Origin of the sequence: Streptomyces sp. NPDC001851 (assembly GCF_040297165.1) — a bacterium.
In the GTDB taxonomy this organism is placed as follows: domain Bacteria; phylum Actinomycetota; class Actinomycetes; order Streptomycetales; family Streptomycetaceae; genus Streptomyces.
This window is the reverse complement of the sequence record NZ_JBEOYR010000039.1, coordinates 16,581-34,258: the sequence shown is the minus strand read 5'-3', so window position 1 is coordinate 34,258 and position 17,678 is coordinate 16,581. Positions and strand designations below refer to the sequence as shown.

The following is a 17,678-nucleotide window of genomic DNA, read 5'->3' as shown; positions in this document are numbered from 1 at the left end:
GCCGGGTCACTTGCGGCCGGGCGTCCAGTTCATGCCCCAGCCGTAGGCGCGGTCCATGGTGCGCTGCGGGCTGACGCCGCGCTCCGGTACCAGGTACCGCGCCTCGCGCTGTACGAGGAGGTCGCCGCCCGTGTTGGTGATCAGGGCGAGTGCGCACACCGTGGAGGGGACGGTGCACTCGTCGAGCGAGAAGTCGATCGGGGCGCCGTGCTGCGGTTGGAGGGTGACGGTGGCGTGCAGGTCGGCGAACGAGGTGGCGCCTTGGTAGATGGTGACGAAGACGAGGATGCGCCGGAAATCCCGGGCGTGGTCGAGGTTGATGGTGAGGTTCTCGCCGCTCGCCACGGCACCGGTGCGGTCGTCGCCGTCGAGGTGGATGTACGGCGGCCGGCGCAGCGACCCGAAGGCGTTGCCGAGCGCCTGGACGACGCCCTTGCGGCCGTCGGCCAGTTCGTACAGGGCGCACAGGTCGAGGTCGATGTCTCCCTGCCCGCCTCCCCACCTGCCCCAGCCCGAAAGCTCTTTGCGGCTCTGCCAGTTGAGGTTCACCCGCATGGCTCCGGAGGTGCCGCCCTGCTTGGCGAGCGAGACGGACGGCGCCGTCTTCGTGAGGGTGACCTTGGACAGGCGGACCGGCTGGGGCGCGGGAGCCGGAGGAGCCGTGGGAGGGGCCGAGGGCGCGGGCGGTACGGGTGGGGGTGCCGGGGCCGCCGCGGGCGGCGGGGGCGGCGTGACCGGGGCCGTGGCGGCGGGCGGTGCGGTGTGCTGGGGTTCGTCCACGGTGATACCGAAGTCCGTTGCCAGCCCTTCGAGTCCGCTGCTGTAGCCCTGGCCGACGGCGCGGAACTTCCACGCGCCCTGGCGGCGGTAGAACTCGCCGAGCACGAAGGCCGTCTCGACGGTCGCGCCCGGACTGTCGAAGCGGGCCACCGTCCGCCCGGTCACCGCTTCGGTCACCTCGATGTAGAGGCCGGGGACCTGTCCGAAGGTCCCGCCGTCTGCGGAGGCGGCGAGGACGATCCGCTCGATGGCGCCCTCCACGCGCGCGAGGTCGATGGAAAGGGTGTCCGTCACGCCCGCGCCGGTCGTCCTCTTGCCCTCGTGACGCACCGCGCCGGAGGGGTGGGCGGGCTGGTTGTAGAAGACGAAGTCGGCGTCGGAGCGGACCCTTCCGGTGGCGAGCAGCAATGCGGAGGCGTCCGCGTCGGGCACCCCGGGTGCCGGGCGCCAGCCCAGTTCGACGCGCAGGGCCGTGGTCGGCACCGGCGTGTTCGACCCTTTCAGCATTGACATGTCCGCCCCCATCCGTGTCGGCTTCCGGGCACCCCGGGTCGTCCCGGTGATCCGTACCCGGACAACCTATTCCGGGGCACGGCAGGCTCCCCTGACCGGCACGGGAAGACCGCCGGTCAACTGGCGGTAACCCCGCAGGAGCTCGGCCTTTACACAATTAAAGCGTCGGTCGGCGTCCATTTTTGCCAAGTTCGCTCGTATTGGGGATCCCCGGTCACTGCAGGCACGGAAAACAACCCTCTTATCGGTCTCCCCAACGAGCACATCGTGGGCTTAACTTATGTGCCATGACCTCCCCCCGCTCCACTTATGGTGGCGGCTACTACTCCGCCTCCTTCCCGGACACCCCGATCTACGACTCGCTCGTGGCCGAGCGGGGCACCCCGCAGATCGCCCCGATCCGGGTCCCCGCCGCCTACGACACGGGCAGCAGCCTGCCCGCTCTGCCGTCGGCACTGCCCGCCCTCCCGGCGGCGCCCTCCCCGCAGGCCCCTGCCTACGGCTATCCGCAGATGTCGCAGCCCGCACCGCTGCAACAGGCACCCACGGCGTACATCCCGCAGCAGGCGAGCGCCCCGCGGGGCTACCCCGGCCCGCAGGCCCCGCAGCAGCAGCGCCCGATGGGGGCGGGCACGGGATACGAGGCGATGCGCCCGGCCGCGCCGCGACCCGCGCCGGCCCCCTACCAGGACCCGTACAACAACCAGCAGTACCGCGGCTACTGACCGGCACCCCGGCGCTGTCGGTGCCTCCTGGCACGATGGCGTCATGGAGAACGCCGAAGTGCAGTCGATTCACGTCCATCCGGTCAAGGCGTTCCGGGGGCAGGCACCCCGGGAGGCCGCGGTGGAGCCCTGGGGCCTGGCCGGAGACCGGCGCTGGACCCTGATCGACGACGGGGGAAAGGTCGTCACACAGCGCGAACAGCCACGCCTCGCGCTGGCCGCCGCCGAGCTTCTGCCCGGCGGCGGCCTTCGTCTGTCCGCGCCCGGTCACGCGCCGCTGACGGTGCCGGTGCCCGCGCCGGCCGGCACCGTGCCGGTGAACGTCTTCGGCACCAAGGTCGAGGCGGTTCCGGCAGCCGCGGCCGCGCACACCTGGTGCAGCGCCTATCTGCGCAGGGACGTCCGCCTCGTGCACATGGACGATCCGGCCACCCGCCGCCCGGTCGATCCCGAGTACGCCCTGCCCGGCGAGACGGTGAGCTTCGCCGACGGCTATCCCTTGCTGGCCACCACGAGCGCCTCCCTCGACGCCCTGAACTCCCTGATAGCCGAGGGCGCCCAGGCTCAGGAGGGCCCGCTGCCGATGGACCGCTTCCGGCCCAACGTCGTCATCGCCGGCACCGAGGCCTGGGCGGAGGACCACTGGTCGCGGATCTCCATCGGCGACGTGGTCTTCCGCGTCGCGAAGTCGAGCGGACGCTGTGTCGTCACCACCGTCGACCAGGACACCGCCGTGCGCGGCCGGGAGCCCCTGCGCACCCTGGCGCGCCATCGCAAGGTGGGCGCGCGGCTGATCTTCGGCCAGAACCTCGTGCCCCTCTCTACCGGCACGATCAGGATCGGGGACCCGGTCCGGGTGCTGGAGCAGCACCCGCCTCGGCCCGATGACGGGGAACCGGGGACGGGCCCCCGTCGTTGGGAGGACACGAGAGGTTCCTGAGAGGCCGCGCGCGGGACCGTCCGCGGCTGACGTGATGTCGCTCTCTCTTGCACCGGGCCGCGAATGCGTGCCCGTGCCAGGGGCTATGACGGAGCGGAAGGGGGTGGGGACATGCGGGCGATCAGTGGCCTGTGGCGCTGGCGGCGCAATCCGCTGTGCCGCACGACCGATCTGGCCGAGGCATGGCTGGCCCTCGTGGCGCTCATGCTGATCGCCGTGGCCGCGCCCGTGACCGGATGGCTGGTCGGCGCCGCCGCCCAGCACTCGCTGCAGCGAGCCGTGCGCGAGCAGCAGCGCACGCGCCACCTCGTCACGGCCACGGTGGTGCGTGACCTGGGCGAAGTCCCGCCGGAGAGTGACCCCGACACCACGACGGCGCGCCAGACCCACCGCCGTGTTCTGGCGGACTGGACCGCACCGGACGGCAGCCACCGGCACGGCCCGGCCCTGACGGACGTCAAGTCCCCGGATACGGGAGACCACTTCAGGCTCTGGACGGATCCGCAGGGCCGAATAACGACCCGGCCGCTGGACTCCGCCACCGCGACGACACACGCGGTGCTCGCCGGGACCGGCGCGGCCCTGCTGGCCACGGGCCTGGTCGAAGCCGCCCGGCGGCTGGCCGTGTGGCGCATGGTCCGCGGGCGGTTCGCACGCTGGGACCAGGCCTGGGACCGGGCCGGCCCGGACTGGGGCAAGGCGGGCACCGGCAGCTGACGGCCTTCCGGCTCTGGTCAACCCACCCTGCACGCACACGCTACGGTGGACCGGCCGAAGCGCTTTCGGCGACAACCCGCGGACGAGCGAACCGCACAGGCACGCACGTTCGGGAGCGCGAACGCGCACCAGCCCAGGTGCTGAGCACGGTCGCGGTCTTGGCACCGGCGGCGCGGCCCCTGTGGCAGCGAGCCGTCAGTACGACGAGGTGGGGGCACAGCAACACCATGGCACAGGGCACGGTCCAGGTGACGCACACCGGTACGTCGCGGTGGCGGCGCCGCACGGGCGAGTACGCCTCGCTCGCCGCCGCCCTGGAGGCCGCCACCGACGGCGACGTCCTCACCATCGCCCCGGGCACCTACCGGGAGAACCTCGTCGTCCAGCGGGCGGTGACGCTCCGCGGGCCCGAGGGCTCCCCCGGCTCGGTGCGGATCGCGCCGGCGGACGGTGTGCCGCTCACCGTGTGCGCCTCGGCCGTGGTGCAGGACCTGCACGTGGAGGGGCAGGACGCGGCGGCGCCCGCGCTGCTGGTCGAGGAGGGCATGCCCGAGCTGATGGACGTGCGGATCGTCACCCGGTCCGCGGCGGGTATCGAGGTGCGCGGCGGTGCCCGCCCGACCGTGCGCCGCTGTACGGTCGACAACCCGGCCGGCATCGGCATCGCCGTACTGGACGGCGCGGGCGGGGTGTTCGAGGAGTGCGAGGTCGTCGCGGCCGGGCAGGCGGGTGTGGCCGTGCGGGGCGGTGCCCGCCCGCGTCTGGAGCGGTGCCGGGTGCACCATGCCTCCGGCACCGGGCTGACCGCGACGGGCGAGAACTCGTCGCTGGAGGCGGTGGGTTGCGAGATCTACGAGGTCCGCGGCTCCGGCGTCCAGGTCACCCAGCGGGCGACGGCGCAGCTGACCGACTGCGATGTGCACCGCACCACCGCCGACGGTGTCACCCTGGACACGGACGCGGTGCTCACGCTCGCCGACTGCCGCATCCATGACATCCCCGAGAACGCGGTCGACCTGCGCTCCCGCTCGGTGCTGACGCTGACCCGGACGACGGTCCGTCAGTTCGGGCGCAACGGCCTGTCGGTGTGGGATCCGGGGACCCGGGTGGACGCCCACCAGTGCGAGATCTTCGACAGCACCGGGGACTATCCGGCGGTGTGGGTCAGCGACGGCGCCACCGCCGTCCTCGACTCCTGCCGGGTGCACGACGTGCCGGACGCCCTGTTCGTGCTGGACCGCGGTTCGCGCGCGGACGTGGTGGACAGCGACCTGTCGCAGGTGCGCAACACGGCGGTGTCGGTGAGCGACGGGGCCACCGCGCAGCTCGACGACTGCCGGATCCGGGAGGCGGCGACCGGAGCGTGGTTCCGCGACCACGGCAGCGGCGGCACGCTGAACAACTGCACCCTGGACGGCACCCAGACCGGTGTGATCGTCACCAAGGGAGCCGACCCGACCATCGAGCGCTGCACGGTCGACTCCCCCGCCGAGGCGGGCTTCTACATTTCCGCGGGCGGCCGCGGAAGCTTCCTGAACTGCCGGGTCAGCGGCAGCGGCGGCTACGGCTTCCATGTGATCGACGGCTGCCGTGCGACGCTGCGCAAGTGCCGCACGGAGCGCTGTGCGCGCGGTGGTTACGAGTTCGCGGACGCGGGCCCGGACGCCGGGTCCGGGACGGGTCCGGTGGTGGAGGACTGCACCAGCGACGAGAGCGGCGGTCTGCGGCGGTCCCCGGCCCGGGAGACCGCCGTACAGACGGTGTCGCACTCCGCCGGGCTGCTCGGTTCGATCCCCGGGCAGCGCAGCACGGAGCAGGAGCCGCTGATCGCCGCCGTCCCGGACGAGCCGGTGCGGACCTCGAAGGACGTGCTCGGGGAGCTGGACGCGCTGGTGGGTCTGGAGAGCGTCAAGCGGGAGGTGCGGGCGCTGACCGACATGATCGAGGTGGGCCGGCGGCGGCAGCAGGCGGGCCTGAAGGCTGCCTCGGTCAAGCGGCATCTGGTCTTCACCGGCTCGCCCGGCACCGGCAAGACGACGGTCGCCCGCCTCTACGGCGAGATCCTCGCCTCGCTCGGTGTGCTGGAGAAGGGGCACCTGGTGGAGGTGTCCCGGGTCGACCTGGTCGGTGAGCACATCGGCTCCACGGCGATCCGCACGCAGGAGGCGTTCGAGAGGGCGCGCGGCGGTGTGCTGTTCATCGACGAGGCGTACGCGCTGTCCCCGGAGGACGGCGGGCGCGACTTCGGCAAGGAGGCCATCGACACGCTGGTGAAGCTGATGGAGGACCACCGGGACGCGGTGGTGGTGATCGTCGCCGGCTACACGGCGGAGATGCAGCGCTTCCTGTCCGTCAACCCCGGAGTCGCCTCCCGCTTCTCCCGCACCATCACCTTCGGCGACTATGGCCCCGAGGAGCTGCTGAGGATCGTGGAGCAGCAGGCCGACGAGCACGAGTACCGGCTGGCGCCGGGCGCTTCGGAGGCGCTGCTGACGTACTTCACGGCCATCCCGAAGGGCCCGGCGTTCGGCAACGGCCGTACCGCCCGGCAGACCTTCGAGGCGATGGTGGAACGGCACGCGGGCCGTGTCGCCCAGCTGGACGATCCCAGCACCGACGATCTGACCCTGCTGTTCGCGGAGGACCTGCCGGAGCTGCCCTGACCGGGTACGTCGGGCACATGGCCGGGCCTCACCGGGGCGCCGGCGGCTCGGGGCGCGGCCCCGGCAGCTCCGGGCGCAGCCGGCTCAGCAGGCGGGCCCGTGCGCGGGCGAAGGCCGGGTCCGCCTGGTAGTCGGAGTGACCGAGGAGGGGCGCCGGGAGAGGATGCTCGGGCGTGCGGCCGTAGGCGAGCGGGTCCCGCAGCGGGGCGTGGTCGACCTCCGGGCTCGCGTCGTCGGGCACGCGGACGGGGCCGCCGATGGGGTCGGTACGGCGGTACAGGTTGCTCCAGCAGGCGACATCGCGGTGCAGGGCGACGAGCGCGGGCGGTCCGAAGTGGGCCGGGAACCAGCGGCCGTACAGGCGCTCCAGCGGGGAGCCGTAGGTCAGCAGCGCGATCCGGCCGCGCACGGACGGGGGCAGCTGCCAGGCGGCTGCCGCGGCCAGGACGCTGCCCTGGGAGTGACCGGACAGGACCAGGCGGCCCCCGGTGCGGTGCGTCCAGGTCGCCATGCGCCAGGTCAGGTCCGGCACCGCGCGCTCGGCGTAGCAGGGTGGTGCGAAGGGGTGCGCGGCCCGGGGCCAGAAGGTGCCGACGTCCCACAGGATGCCGATCGTGCGCCGTGCCGAGGCGTCCTTGTAGGCGCGCCTGCCCCAGGTCACGAAGAGCAGGAAGCCGAGCCCGATCAGCCAGGAGCCCAGCGCCTGCGAGATCCCGGCGACGGCCTGGAGGGCGTCGTAGGTGCGGCGGGCCGCTCCGTCGGGTGTCTTGCGTGTGGTCAGCGCGCCGGCCAGCGCCACCCCGCCGAGCAGCAGGGTGGTGACGGTGAGCACGGCGACGACGAGGGGTGCCCGGTCGGTGAGGGCGGACATGGCGCGGACATGGGCGATGGCGCGGGTGCGGCCCGGGTCCTCGGGTTCGCCGGGGTGCTCGTGGCGGACGCGGGTGCGTTCGGCGCGGGCCAGCCGGGCGGTCCGCGCCGCCAGCCCGGCGGCGAGGAGCAGCAGGACCGCGAGCACCGGCGGGATGGTGGACGCCTGCCAGGTCAGCAGGAGGGGCGGCCCGGGGAGCAGGGCGCGGGTGCCGTCCAGCCAGTCCGCGACGCGCTGTGCGAGCCCGCCGGACAGCACACCGCCCAGCGCGCAGGCGAGCAGCGCGACGGCCGGTCCGCCGAGGCCGCGCATCCCCGCGCGCGGATCGGGAGTGCGCCGGTACAGGTACCGGGCCACCACGGCGAGCGCGACGACCAGCAGTCCCTGGGCCAGCATCAGGCCGCCGAAGGCCGGGTCGCCGGGCGGCCGCCCGGTGGACCGCCAGCCGGGGCGGGCCCAGCCGGCGTAGGCGGCCGTGAGCAGCAGCAGGGCCAGCGCGCCCAGCGGCAGGAGGCGTACGAGGTGCCGGTCGGCCTGCTGATCGAGGCGCGTCTCGCTGCGCCCCCGGCGGCAGACCACCCCCACCACCGCCGCCGCCCAGGCCAGCAGGGCCGCGGTGAGCAGCCGGCTCACGGCCTCCAGGACGGCGGGGCCGCCCGGCCGGTGGTCGAAGCGGGCCGCCGGGGCCGCGAGGGCAGCGGCGACGGTCAGCAGGGCCGCCGCGGTGTGCGCGGCGCGCAGCCGGGCCACGAGGCGGCGCCCGTACCAGAAGCCGGGCATGGTCAGCGCGCTGCCGTCGGTGTCCGGTTCGGGGTCGTGGGACAGCGGCTGGTGGGACTCGTACGCGCTCCAGGTGCGGTGCGAGAGGTACCAGAGCAGGCCGGTCAGCGCGGTCGGCACCAGCGCGGCCAGGGCGAGCCGGCGGCCGGGCGGGCTCCACCAGCTGCCGTGTCCGTCGAAGGCGGTGGACGCGTGGGGGGCGAGGAAGGTCAGCCAGGAGTGGCGTCGGACGCAGTCATGGACGCCGGCGCACTGCCAGGCCACCAGGTCCAGGGCCACCTCGCAGACGGCGGCCACCAGCAGCACGGTCAGGGTGAGGGCGGCCAGCCGCACCAGGAGGCCGTACAGGCGGACCATGCGGTGCCGGCCGGCCGCGGCGGGGCGCATCCAGTGGGCGAGGTTGACCACCATGAACGGCAGCAGCACCAGCCACAGGGCGCGGCTGCGGTCGCCGGAGGTGAGGTTGCACCAGACGTACGCCTCCTGGACGGGCTCGTCCCGGGATGCTTCCCCCGCCGCGTCCTCGGCGCGCCGGAAGACGGCGGCCGTGTCGTCGCCGGTGACGCGGACGGTGCGCGGGTCGCCGAGCATCTTCTCGGGGGTGGTCCCGCCCACCCCGTGCACCAGCAGTTCCAGCTCGGCCTCCGGTGCGCGGAGCCGGCCCGTCCGGCCGCCCTGCGGCGCCGCCGCCCCGTCCGTCTGCTGCCCGCCGGGGCGTTGCTGTGCGCGGTCCACTGTTCTCGCACCCCCGTGAGGCGCCCGTAGGCCTGTGCCGATGCGGGCTTCAGGATCCCGGTTGCGCCGGCGGTGTGCACCACTCGTCATGGAATCTCCCCGATTCGGGTGACGACGGCGGGACCGCTGTGGCACACGTGGCAGGTGCGGGTCGTGACAGAAGGTGGCGCAACCCGTACCGACCCGTGAAAGGATGGGACGCCCGCGCATCTCCGGCCGAAGGGAACCTCCTGGTCGGGGGTGGTGCGCCGGGTGTGTCGGACGGCTGGCGGCGAAAGGACCGGAGCGTACGTGAGTGAGAATCAGAACCTCCTCGCGGAGCAGCGCCGCGCCCTGATCCTGGACGAGGTCCGGCGCCGGGGTGGTGTGCGGGTCAACGAACTGACCCGCAAGCTCGGCGTGTCGGACATGACCGTGCGCCGCGATCTGGACGCGCTCGCGCGTCAGGGTGTGCTGGAGAAGGTGCACGGCGGCGCGGTGCCCGTGGTCGAGGCGAGCACCCATGAGCCGGGCTTCGAGGCCAAGTCGAGTCTGGAGCTGACCGCCAAGGAGGACATCGCGCGGGCAGCCGCCACGCTGGTCACCCCGGGCACGGCGATCGCCCTGTCCGGTGGTACGACGACGTACGCGCTCGCGCAGCACCTGCTGGAGGTGCCCGATCTGACGGTGGTGACGAACTCGGTGCGGGTCGCGGACGTCTTCCACGCGGCGCAGCGCACCTCGGGCCAGCGACAGGGCGCGGCCACGGTGGTGCTCACCGGCGGCGTGCGGACCCCGTCGGACTCGCTGGTCGGGCCGGTCGCCGACCAGGCGATCGCGGCCCTCCACTTCGATCTGCTGTTCCTCGGCGTGCACGGCATATCGGTGGAGGCCGGTCTGTCCACGCCGAACCTCGCGGAGGCGGAGACGAACCGGCGGCTGGTGCACTCGGCGCGCCGGGTCGTGGTGGTCGCCGACCACACCAAGTGGGGGACGGTGGGCCTGAGTTCCTTCGCCACGCTGGAGCAGGTGGACACGCTCGTCACCGACGCGGGGCTGCCGGCCGAGGCCCGGGCGGAGATCTCGGAGCATCTGCCGCGGCTGCTGGTGGCGGGCGAGACGGACGCGGACGGCTGGCACGCCGACGACATCTGACGGTGTATCAGTTAGGCTGGCGGTGCACCACCCCGGTTCCTTGGAGGGGCTTCACGAGGGGGGTTTCGCGCCATGGCTCATGCTCTACGTCCGGTCGGTCCGGACTTTGTCGAGGCGGCGCCGGTGCGCCTGGTGTTCGCCCGGCAGGTCGCCGCAGCCCCGGAAGCGGTCTTCCGGTCGCTGGCCGAGGACCCGGCCGGCTGGTCGGAATGGTTCCCCGGGGTGGCCTCCGTACGGTCGGCCGGCGGGGGTCGCCAGGTGCGGCTGCGCGGCGGCGGCCGGTTCGAGGAGTCGGTGGTCGCGGCGAAGGCGCCGGAGCTCTACGCCTATCGCGTCGACGTGACGAACATGCCGGGAGCGCGCGCCTGGGTGGAGGAGTGGCGGCTTGCCCCGGCGGGCACCGGGGCCCGGGTGCAGATGACCTTCGCGCTCGACGGAACGGCGGCGTTCCGCCTGCTGTGGACGCTCGCCCGCCCGGGGGTGGGCCGCGCCTTCCGCGGTGCGGTCGCAAGGCTGGACCGGCGCCTCGGCTGACCCGTGCGGGGGCTCAGTCCGGCCATGCCCCCGTGGTCAGCAGGGTCTCGATCGCCGCCGTGTACGGCGTGATGTCCAGTCCCTGCTCGGCGAGCCAGGCGTCGGAGTAGTACTTGTCGAGGTAGCGGTCGCCCGGGTCGCACAGCAGGGTGACGACACTGCCCCGGCGGCCCTCGGCCACCATCTCGGAGACGATCTTCAGCGCGCTCCACAGTCCGGTGCCCGTCGAGCCGCCGGCCTTGCGGCCGATGGCTCGCTCCAGGGCGCGTACGGCGGCGACGCTGGCCGCGTCCGGGACCTTCATCATCCGGTCGATCGCGCCGGGCACGAAGCTCGGCTCCATGCGCGGGCGGCCGATGCCCTCGATCCGGGAGCCGCAGTCGCAGGTGACGTCCGGATCGCCGGTGGTCCAGCCCTCGAAGAAGCAGGAGTTGTCCGGGTCGGCGACGCAGATGCGGGTGTCGTACTGCATGTAGTGGACGTAGCGGGCGAGGGTCGCGGAGGTGCCGCCGGTGCCGGCCGTGGCGACGATCCACGCCGGCTCCGGGAACCGTTCCAACTCCAGCTGACGGAAGATGGATTCGGCGATGTTGTTGTTCCCGCGCCAGTCGGTGGCCCGCTCGGCGTAGGTGAACTGGTCCATGTAGTGACCGCCGGTGTCCACCGCGAGGCGGGCGGACTCCTCGTACATCTTGCGGGAGTCGTCCACGAAGTGGCACTGGCCGCCGTGGAACTCGATCAGGCGGATCTTCTCGGCACTGGTCGTGCGCGGCATGACCGCGATGAAGGGCACGCCGATCAGCTTGGCGAAGTAGGCCTCGGAGACGGCGGTCGAGCCGCTGGAGGCCTCGATGACCGGGCGGCCGGGGCGGATCCAGCCATTGCAGAGGCCGTAGAGGAAGAGCGAGCGGGCGAGGCGGTGCTTGAGGCTGCCGGTGGGGTGTGTCGACTCGTCCTTCAGGTAGAGGTCGATGCCCCAGTGCTCGGGGAGCGGGAAGCGCAGCAGGTGCGTGTCCGCCGAGCGGTTGGCGTCGGCCTGGACCTTGCGGACGGCTTCTTTCAGCCAGTCACGGTAGGCGGCGTCGCTGCGGTCGACGTCGAGGGTCGCGCCGGTCCGGGTCTGGTGGGTGGTGCTCACGGCGGTGCTCCTTACGCTCGGCGCCGACGACGCCTCGCGCGGCCGGCCACATCGAGCATAGGCATCTTTCACATCGCTTCCCACCTGCATAAACGCATCTTTGAGCCACCCAAAGAGGCCCTGGGACACAGGCGTGCGCAGCATCCGGGGGCGCATTTGGCGGGAGTGCTCCGGGCCGCTGCCGCAGGCGCCCGCGTGTACTGGTGCTCCCGGCCGCACGGAGGCAGACTGCACGCGACGGGACGATCGTCCCTCGGACAGGCCCTGACGGGGGCGCACACTGGATCGCGGAAGCACACGGGCAAGGGGGCGGCGAAGGATGGCGGAGCCTGAGTTCACGGCCAAGGGCGTGCGCATCGGCAAGCGGCTGCGTTCGCTCACCCGGGCCGGACAGGTCCGGATCAACGACGGCAGGCTGGAGTTGCTCACCAGCTACGGCAGCGAGATCGACAGCGCTCCGGTGCGGGCGGTGCGCGCGTCCAAGCCGTGGTTCGGTCCGGACGACAAGGCGTTGGCCGACCTCAACGGCAAGCGGTACCTGCTGACGCTGGGCGAGCGCGACCCCGCTCCGGGCGAGCCGGGTCCGCCCGCGGCACGCCGGTTCATCGAGGCGGTGCGGCGCGCCGCCGGACGCGGCGGCTGAGGAACGTCCGGCGCACACCGGTGAGCAGCGGTCCGTCGCGGCGAGTTGCGGGCGGGCACCCGCTGCGTCACGCTGGTCTCACGTCACTCTGGGTTTACCGGCGATAACGCTGCGAACCAGCCCGCCGGCCACGACAGCAGGCGGACGTCTGGACGCAGACGCCCTGCTGGATCCGTTGTTCTCCGTGTTCTTCCGGTCCGTTCGGACCTCTACATCGGGGAGTCGCAGCCGTGATCAGTCACCCGAGCAGGCACTGCACGGTGGAGCTCCAGGCCCTGCCGTCGCGGATCGGCCAGGTCCGCAGAATCGTATCTGCACAGTTGCGCTACTGGCACATGGACGCGTTGATAGACCGGGCCGCGCTCGGTGTGACGGAGCTGCTGAGCAACGTGCACCGGCATGCGAGGCCCGACAAGTCGTGCACGGTCGAGCTGGAGCTGGCGCCGGACCGGCTCACCGTCTCGGTGCGCGACAACGATCCGCGGCTTCCGGTGCCGGCCGACGCCGCGGAAGCGCCCGACGCCGGCCCGCTGGCCACCTGTGGCCGGGGGCTGGCCATGGTGGCGGCGGTCAGCGAGAGCTGGGGGGCGCGGCCGGACGGCGAGAACGGCAAGGTCGTCTGGTTCACGCTGCCCGCGCCGACGGTGGTGCGGCCGCATCCGGCGAGTGCACCACGCCGCACGACGGAGCCGCGGCCGACGGCCAGGGCCACGCCGGTCCGCTCGACGGTACCGGTGGCCGCGGCGAAGGTCGGCGGTGCGACAGCACCGGTCGGCGCCGTGGCGCCGGTCGCCGCAGCAGCCCCCGCCCCGGCGGTGGCGCACGCGTCGGCCGGGCCCGGCGCGCACACCCCCGCCCCGTCGGCCGTCTCGGGCTGACCGGGCGGGGACCTCGCGGTACGACGGTGGGGGGCCAGGGGTGGGGTCGCTCGCCCGCGCCGACGAGTGCGACGGCTGCAGCTCCCCAGGGGCGCGGGGAACTGCGCGACCGGGCCACGACGCACCCGCACCCGGACATGGTCTGGACCGACCCGGCGAGTAGGCGCGGCCCGCCACAACGCACCCGCACCCGCACCCGCACCCGCACACGGTCTCGACCGACCCGGTGTTTAGGCGCCCCCGCCGACGCGACGCAGTCACTCCGTCGCGATGGCCCGCAGCACGTCCAGCCGGGCCGCGCGCAGGGCCGGGCGGAGGCCCGCGAGGACGCCGGCGGTGAGGCCGACGAGGGCCACCACGGCCAGCCGCGCGGGCGGGAGGGCGAAGGCGAACGCGGTGTCGCCCGCGCCGTCCGAGGCCTTCACCAGCACCCAGCCCAGGAAGGCGCCGAGGCCCAGCCCGCCGACCGTGCCGAACGCGGCGACCAGGACCGACTCCCAGCGGACCATGGCCCGCAGCTGGGCCCGGGTCTGGCCGACGGCCCGCAACAGGCCCAGTTCCCCGGTGCGTTCGTGCAGCGCGAGCGTCAGCGTGTTCGCGATGCCGAGCAGGGCGATGACCACGGCGAGGGCGAGCAGCGCGTAGACGAGGGTCAGCATCATGTCGATCCCGCCCGCCGACGACTGCGCGTACTCGTCGCGGGTCTGCACCTCGGGGTTGCCGTACCGGGCGGCGATCCGCCGCACCGCCGCCTTGCCGTCGTCGGCGCTCACCCCGGGCCTGAAGGTGACGGCGATCAGGGTGTCCGCGTCCTGGGTGCGGTGCGGGGCCCACGCGGCGCGGGTGATGACGTAGTCGCCGGCGAGTTCCGACCGGCCGTACACCGCCCGGACGGTGATCTCACTCCGGCCGTCGGTGAAGGTCAGGCGGGCGGTGTCACCGGTGCGCAGATGCTGCCGGCCGGCCTCCGTCCGGGTGATCGCGATGCCGTCGGCGCCGAGGCCGCGCAGGGAGCCGGTCACCGTACCGAGGTCGAAGGTGCGGGCGAGTGCCTCCGGATCGGTGACCGTCAACGCCCGTCCATGGCCGTTCACTTCGGCGACGCCGCGGCCGAGTCCCACGGCGGTGGCGACTTGCGGCAGACGCTGGAGGGCGGGCGCGAGCCGGGGGCTGAGTCCGCTGCCGCCCGCGCCGAGGGACGGACTGCTGACGGCGAGGTCACCGGCGAAGGACCGGGACACCGTCTGGTCCATCGTGGCCTTCAGCGAGGCGCCGAAGACGGTGAACAGCGACACGACGGCGACGCCGATCATCAGCGCGCTCGCCGTGGCCGCCGTCCGCTTCGGGCTGCGCAGGGCGTTGCGCCGGGCCAGCGAGCCGGGCACCCCGCGCAGCCGGTCCACGGGTGCGCCGAGCAGTCGTACGGCCGTGGTGGCGGCGACCGGGCCGAGGACGACGAAGTCCGCCAGGGCGAGCAGGGCGCCGACTCCCGCCAGCCACACCGACGGGGAGACGAGGACGCCGGTCAGGGTCGTGGCGAGCGCCAGCGCGCCGAGGGCGCCCCCGGCGATCGCACGGACGCGGGAGGCGCCCGAGGCGTCGACGGCCGTCTCGCGCAGCGCGGCGAGCGGCGCGGTGCGTCCGGCGCGCCGGGCCGGCAGGAGCGCCGAGCCGAGGCAGACGAGGGTTCCGACCGCGAGCGGCAGCACCATCGACAGCGTCTTGATCACCAGGTCGCCGTCGGGGAACGGGAATCCGATCGCCGGGAACAGCGCCTGCAGGCCGGCGGCGATGCCGATGCCGCCCGCGAGCCCGGTGAGCGACGCGGTGAGCGCGACCAGGCAGGCCTCGGCGAGTGCGACGGCGGTCACCTGGCGGCGTGCCGCGCCGAGCGCCCGCAACAGGGCGTTCTCGCGGGTGCGTTGGGCGACCACGATCGCGAACGTGTTGTAGATGGAGAAGGTGGCGACGAGCAGTGCGACGCCGGAGAAGACGAGGAGGAGGGTGGTGAAGACGGTCAGGAACTGGCTGGAGATCATGTCGGTGTTCTCCTGCGCCGACTGCTGACCGGTGATGGCCTCGACTCCCTCGGGCAGCACGCGGCTCAGCCTGCGGACCAGTTCCCGCCGGCTCACTCCGGGTCCGGCCCGGACCTCGATCGCGGCGGCCTGGCCGGGGCGTGCGGTGAGGTACTTCTCGGCGTCGGCCCGGGTCATGCCGGTGAACGTCACCTGGGCCATGCCGTCCTGGCCGCCGAAGGTGGCGAGGCCGACGATGGTGACCTCGACCGGGTCCGGGGTGCGCAGCGTGGTGGTGTCACCGATCTTCAGGCCGCCCTTCTTCGCGGCGCCCCGGTTCACCACGACCTCGCCGGGCTTCGCGGGCGCGCGGCCTTCGGCGATCCGGTACGGGTTGAGGCGGGTGTCCGTGATCCAGTTGCCGGCCAGGGTGGGCGGTCCCTGGCCTCCGACGGGCTTGCCGTCGGAGCCGACGAGCTGGCCCGCGCCCTGGATGCTCGGGGCGGCGGCGGCCACACCGGGGACCCGCTCGATGGTCCTCACCAGCGAGGTGTCCACGGGTCGCCGTACCCCCCGGGCCTCGCCGGGGGTGGTGATGGCGTCGGCGCCGCGCACGACGGCGTCCGTGCCGTCGGTGGCCTCGCCGAACATACTGCCGAAGCTCGCCCTGAGCGTGTCGCCCATGACGAGAGTGGCGGTCAGGAAGGCGACGCCGAGGAACACGGCGAGGAAGGTGCCGGCGAACCGGCGCCGGTGGGCGCGCAGGGAGGTGAGGCCGAGCCGCAGCGACGCGTTCATGTCCGCGCCTCGAAGGCCTTCATGCGGTCCAGGACCCGGTCCGCGGTGGGCGACTCCATCCGGTCGACGAGGCGGCCGTCGGCGAGGAAGAGCACCTCGTCGGCGTGTGCGGCGGCCACCGGGTCGTGCGTGACCATGACGACCGCCCGGTCCATGTCGCGTACGGCGGAGCCGAGGAGGCCGAGGACCTCCGCGCCGGAGCGGGAGTCGAGGTTGCCGGTCGGCTCGTCGGCGAAGACCACGTCGGGCCGCCCGGCGAAGGCCCGCGCCACGGCCACCCGTTGCTGCTGGCCGCCGGAGAGTTCCGCGGGCCGGTGGTGCAGCCGGTCGCGCAGCCCGACGACGTCGACGAGCGCGTCGATCCACTCCCGGTCGCCGCGCCGCCCGGCCAGGTCCAGCGGCAGGGTGACGTTCTCGGCGACGGTCAGCGTCGGCACCAGGTTGAACGCCTGGAAGACGAAGCCGACCCGGTCGCGGCGCAGCAGCGTCAGGCGTCGGTCGTCGAGCGCGCCGAGCTCGGTGTCGCCGATCCAGGCGGCGCCGGAGGTGAGCGTGTCGAGGCCGGCCGCACAGTGCAGGAGAGTGGACTTGCCGGAGCCCGAGGGGCCCATGATCGCGGTGAAGCGCCCGGCGGGGAAGGAGACGTCGACGCCGTCCAGGGCGCGTACGGCGGTGTCGCCGCCGCCGTACACCTTGACCGCGTCCACCACGCGGGCGGCGGCCCGCACTGCCGTCGTCGCGGTCACGCCGCGCCTCCCTTGCCCGGGCGGCCGAACTGCTCCTCCAGGACGGACAGGCGGCGCCAGTACTCGTCCTCGTCGATCTCACCGGAGGCGAAGCGGCGGCCGAGCACCGCGAGCGGCGAGTCGCCCGCGGGCCGTCCGCCGTCCGTCACACGCCAGGGGCCCCCGCGGCCGCGCAGCCCGGTGCGCCGCAGGACCGTGACAGCGCCGAGCACGACGGCCGCCCAGATCAGCGGGAAGAACAGGATCCACGGGCCGGGTCCGCCGCCGCCCCAGTCGGCCAGGTTCTGCATCTCGGTCATCTCCGTTGTCGCTTCGGTGGCCCCCGGTCTTCGGGGATGGCACGAGACTCCCTCCGGCAGCGGGTCCGGGTCGTCGTGCGGCCGGAGGCAGTGCGCGTACCTCCGCGGGAGTACGACGGTGGAGTGCACCTGCTCCCCCCGGACTGGCGGACTGTAACTACTAGTATGTACAGTAGCTTCATGAGCACCCCGGAACGACTGATCGAGTCCACCCGCGAGCTGCTGTGGGAGCGCGGGTACGTGGGCACCAGCCCCAAGGCGATCCTGGAGCGCGCGGGCGCCGGCCAGGGCAGCATGTACCACCACTTCAAGGGCAAGCCCGATCTCGCGCTGGCGGCGATCCGGCGCACCGCCGACGAGCTGCGCGCCACGGCGGAGCGGGTCCTCGGCGGGCCGGGCACGCCGTACGAGCGGATCGAGGCGTACCTGCTGCGCGAGCGTGACGTACTGCGCGGCTGCCCCGTCGGCCGGCTGACCATGGACCCGGACGTGATCGCCAGCGACGAGCTGCGCGCGCCGGTGGACGAGACGATCGCGTGGATCAGGGAGCGGATCGCCGGGATCGTCGAAGAGGGCAAGCGACTGGGGCAGTTCGCACCCTCGCTGGACGGACAGGAGATCGGCGCGGCCGTCCTCGCGACCGTGCAGGGCGGCTATGTCCTGGCCCGCGCCTCCGGCTCCCCCGCCGCCTTCGACGCCGGTGTCCGGGGCCTGCTCTCCCTGCTCGCGCCGCGCAGTCCGGGACAGGAAGACTGAGAGAGGGTTC

At 73.5% G+C, this 17,678-nt stretch carries 15 protein-coding genes; 9 read left to right on the top strand and 6 right to left on the bottom strand.

Features of this window, described 5'->3' with window-relative positions; translation table 11 throughout:
- Positions 1–6 precede the first annotated feature (6 nt).
- The gene (locus ABT171_RS37895) at positions 7–1,287 is read right to left on the bottom strand and encodes a TerD family protein (RefSeq protein ID WP_351251039.1); all 1,281 of its coding nucleotides are present in this window, start codon (positions 1,285–1,287) and stop codon (positions 7–9) included.
- Positions 1,288–1,580: 293 nt separating this feature from the next.
- On the opposite strand from ABT171_RS37895, the gene ABT171_RS37890 reads away from it, so the two are divergent.
- The 4 genes from ABT171_RS37890 (at position 1,581) to ABT171_RS37875 (ending at position 6,338) form a co-directional block, all read left to right on the top strand.
- Positions 1,581–2,018: a DUF6643 family protein gene (locus ABT171_RS37890; protein ID WP_351250968.1), complete on the top strand. Its 438-nt coding sequence runs from the start codon at positions 1,581–1,583 to the stop codon at positions 2,016–2,018.
- Positions 2,019–2,061: 43 nt separating this feature from the next.
- Complete coding sequence (locus ABT171_RS37885; RefSeq protein ID WP_351250967.1) at positions 2,062–2,958, top strand: MOSC domain-containing protein; 897 nt, start codon at positions 2,062–2,064, stop codon at positions 2,956–2,958.
- A 111-nt stretch (positions 2,959–3,069) separates the two neighbouring features.
- Positions 3,070–3,675: an Rv1733c family protein gene (locus ABT171_RS37880; protein WP_351250966.1), complete on the top strand. Its 606-nt coding sequence runs from the start codon at positions 3,070–3,072 to the stop codon at positions 3,673–3,675.
- A 227-nt stretch (positions 3,676–3,902) separates the two neighbouring features.
- Positions 3,903–6,338 (top strand): right-handed parallel beta-helix repeat-containing protein, encoded by a 2,436-nt coding sequence (locus ABT171_RS37875; RefSeq protein ID WP_351250965.1) that lies wholly within the window; start codon positions 3,903–3,905, stop codon positions 6,336–6,338.
- Positions 6,339–6,366: 28 nt separating this feature from the next.
- Here the strand turns inward: ABT171_RS37875 and ABT171_RS37870 are convergent, their stop codons facing one another.
- Complete coding sequence (locus ABT171_RS37870; protein ID WP_503078484.1) at positions 6,367–8,724, bottom strand: hypothetical protein; 2,358 nt, start codon at positions 8,722–8,724, stop codon at positions 6,367–6,369.
- Positions 8,725–9,015: 291 nt separating this feature from the next.
- Here ABT171_RS37870 and ABT171_RS37865 point away from each other — a divergent pair, with 291 nt between their 5' ends.
- Complete coding sequence (locus ABT171_RS37865; RefSeq protein WP_351250964.1) at positions 9,016–9,858, top strand: DeoR/GlpR family DNA-binding transcription regulator; 843 nt, start codon at positions 9,016–9,018, stop codon at positions 9,856–9,858.
- Between the two features lie 72 nt (positions 9,859–9,930).
- Positions 9,931–10,392: an SRPBCC family protein gene (locus tag ABT171_RS37860; RefSeq protein WP_351250963.1), complete on the top strand. Its 462-nt coding sequence runs from the start codon at positions 9,931–9,933 to the stop codon at positions 10,390–10,392.
- Between the two features lie 13 nt (positions 10,393–10,405).
- Here ABT171_RS37860 and cds1 read toward each other — a convergent pair whose 3' ends face one another.
- The gene (gene cds1 / locus ABT171_RS37855; RefSeq protein ID WP_351250962.1) at positions 10,406–11,530 is read right to left on the bottom strand and encodes an L-cysteine desulfhydrase Cds1; all 1,125 of its coding nucleotides are present in this window, start codon (positions 11,528–11,530) and stop codon (positions 10,406–10,408) included.
- A gap of 319 nt (positions 11,531–11,849) precedes the next feature.
- Here cds1 and ABT171_RS37850 point away from each other — a divergent pair, with 319 nt between their 5' ends.
- Both ABT171_RS37850 and ABT171_RS37845 read left to right on the top strand, forming a co-directional pair.
- On the top strand, positions 11,850–12,173 hold the full coding sequence (locus tag ABT171_RS37850) for a hypothetical protein (protein ID WP_351250961.1): 324 nt from the start codon (positions 11,850–11,852) through the stop codon (positions 12,171–12,173).
- A 230-nt stretch (positions 12,174–12,403) separates the two neighbouring features.
- Complete coding sequence (locus ABT171_RS37845; RefSeq protein WP_351250960.1) at positions 12,404–13,051, top strand: ATP-binding protein; 648 nt, start codon at positions 12,404–12,406, stop codon at positions 13,049–13,051.
- Positions 13,052–13,308: 257 nt separating this feature from the next.
- On the opposite strand, the gene ABT171_RS37840 is transcribed toward ABT171_RS37845, so the two are convergent.
- Genes ABT171_RS37840 through ABT171_RS37830 form a run of 3 tightly spaced genes read right to left on the bottom strand, consistent with a single transcriptional unit; the run spans position 13,309 to position 16,903 of the window.
- Positions 13,309–15,867: an ABC transporter permease gene (locus ABT171_RS37840; RefSeq protein ID WP_351250959.1), complete on the bottom strand. Its 2,559-nt coding sequence runs from the start codon at positions 15,865–15,867 to the stop codon at positions 13,309–13,311.
- Positions 15,864–16,613 carry an ABC transporter ATP-binding protein gene (locus ABT171_RS37835; RefSeq protein WP_351250958.1) on the bottom strand — a complete coding sequence of 250 codons (750 nt, stop codon included), beginning with the start codon at positions 16,611–16,613 and terminating at the stop codon, positions 15,864–15,866. The genes ABT171_RS37840 and ABT171_RS37835 overlap by 4 nt, the downstream gene beginning before the upstream one ends.
- Entirely contained in the window at positions 16,610–16,903 is a 294-nt protein-coding gene (locus ABT171_RS37830) for an SHOCT domain-containing protein (protein ID WP_351251035.1), read from the bottom strand. Before ABT171_RS37830 ends, ABT171_RS37835 begins: the two co-directional genes overlap by 4 nt.
- Positions 16,904–17,092: 189 nt before the next feature.
- On the opposite strand from ABT171_RS37830, the gene ABT171_RS37825 reads away from it, so the two are divergent.
- Positions 17,093–17,668: a TetR/AcrR family transcriptional regulator gene (locus ABT171_RS37825; RefSeq protein WP_351250957.1), complete on the top strand. Its 576-nt coding sequence runs from the start codon at positions 17,093–17,095 to the stop codon at positions 17,666–17,668.
- The last annotated feature ends 10 nt before the right edge of the window (positions 17,669–17,678 follow it).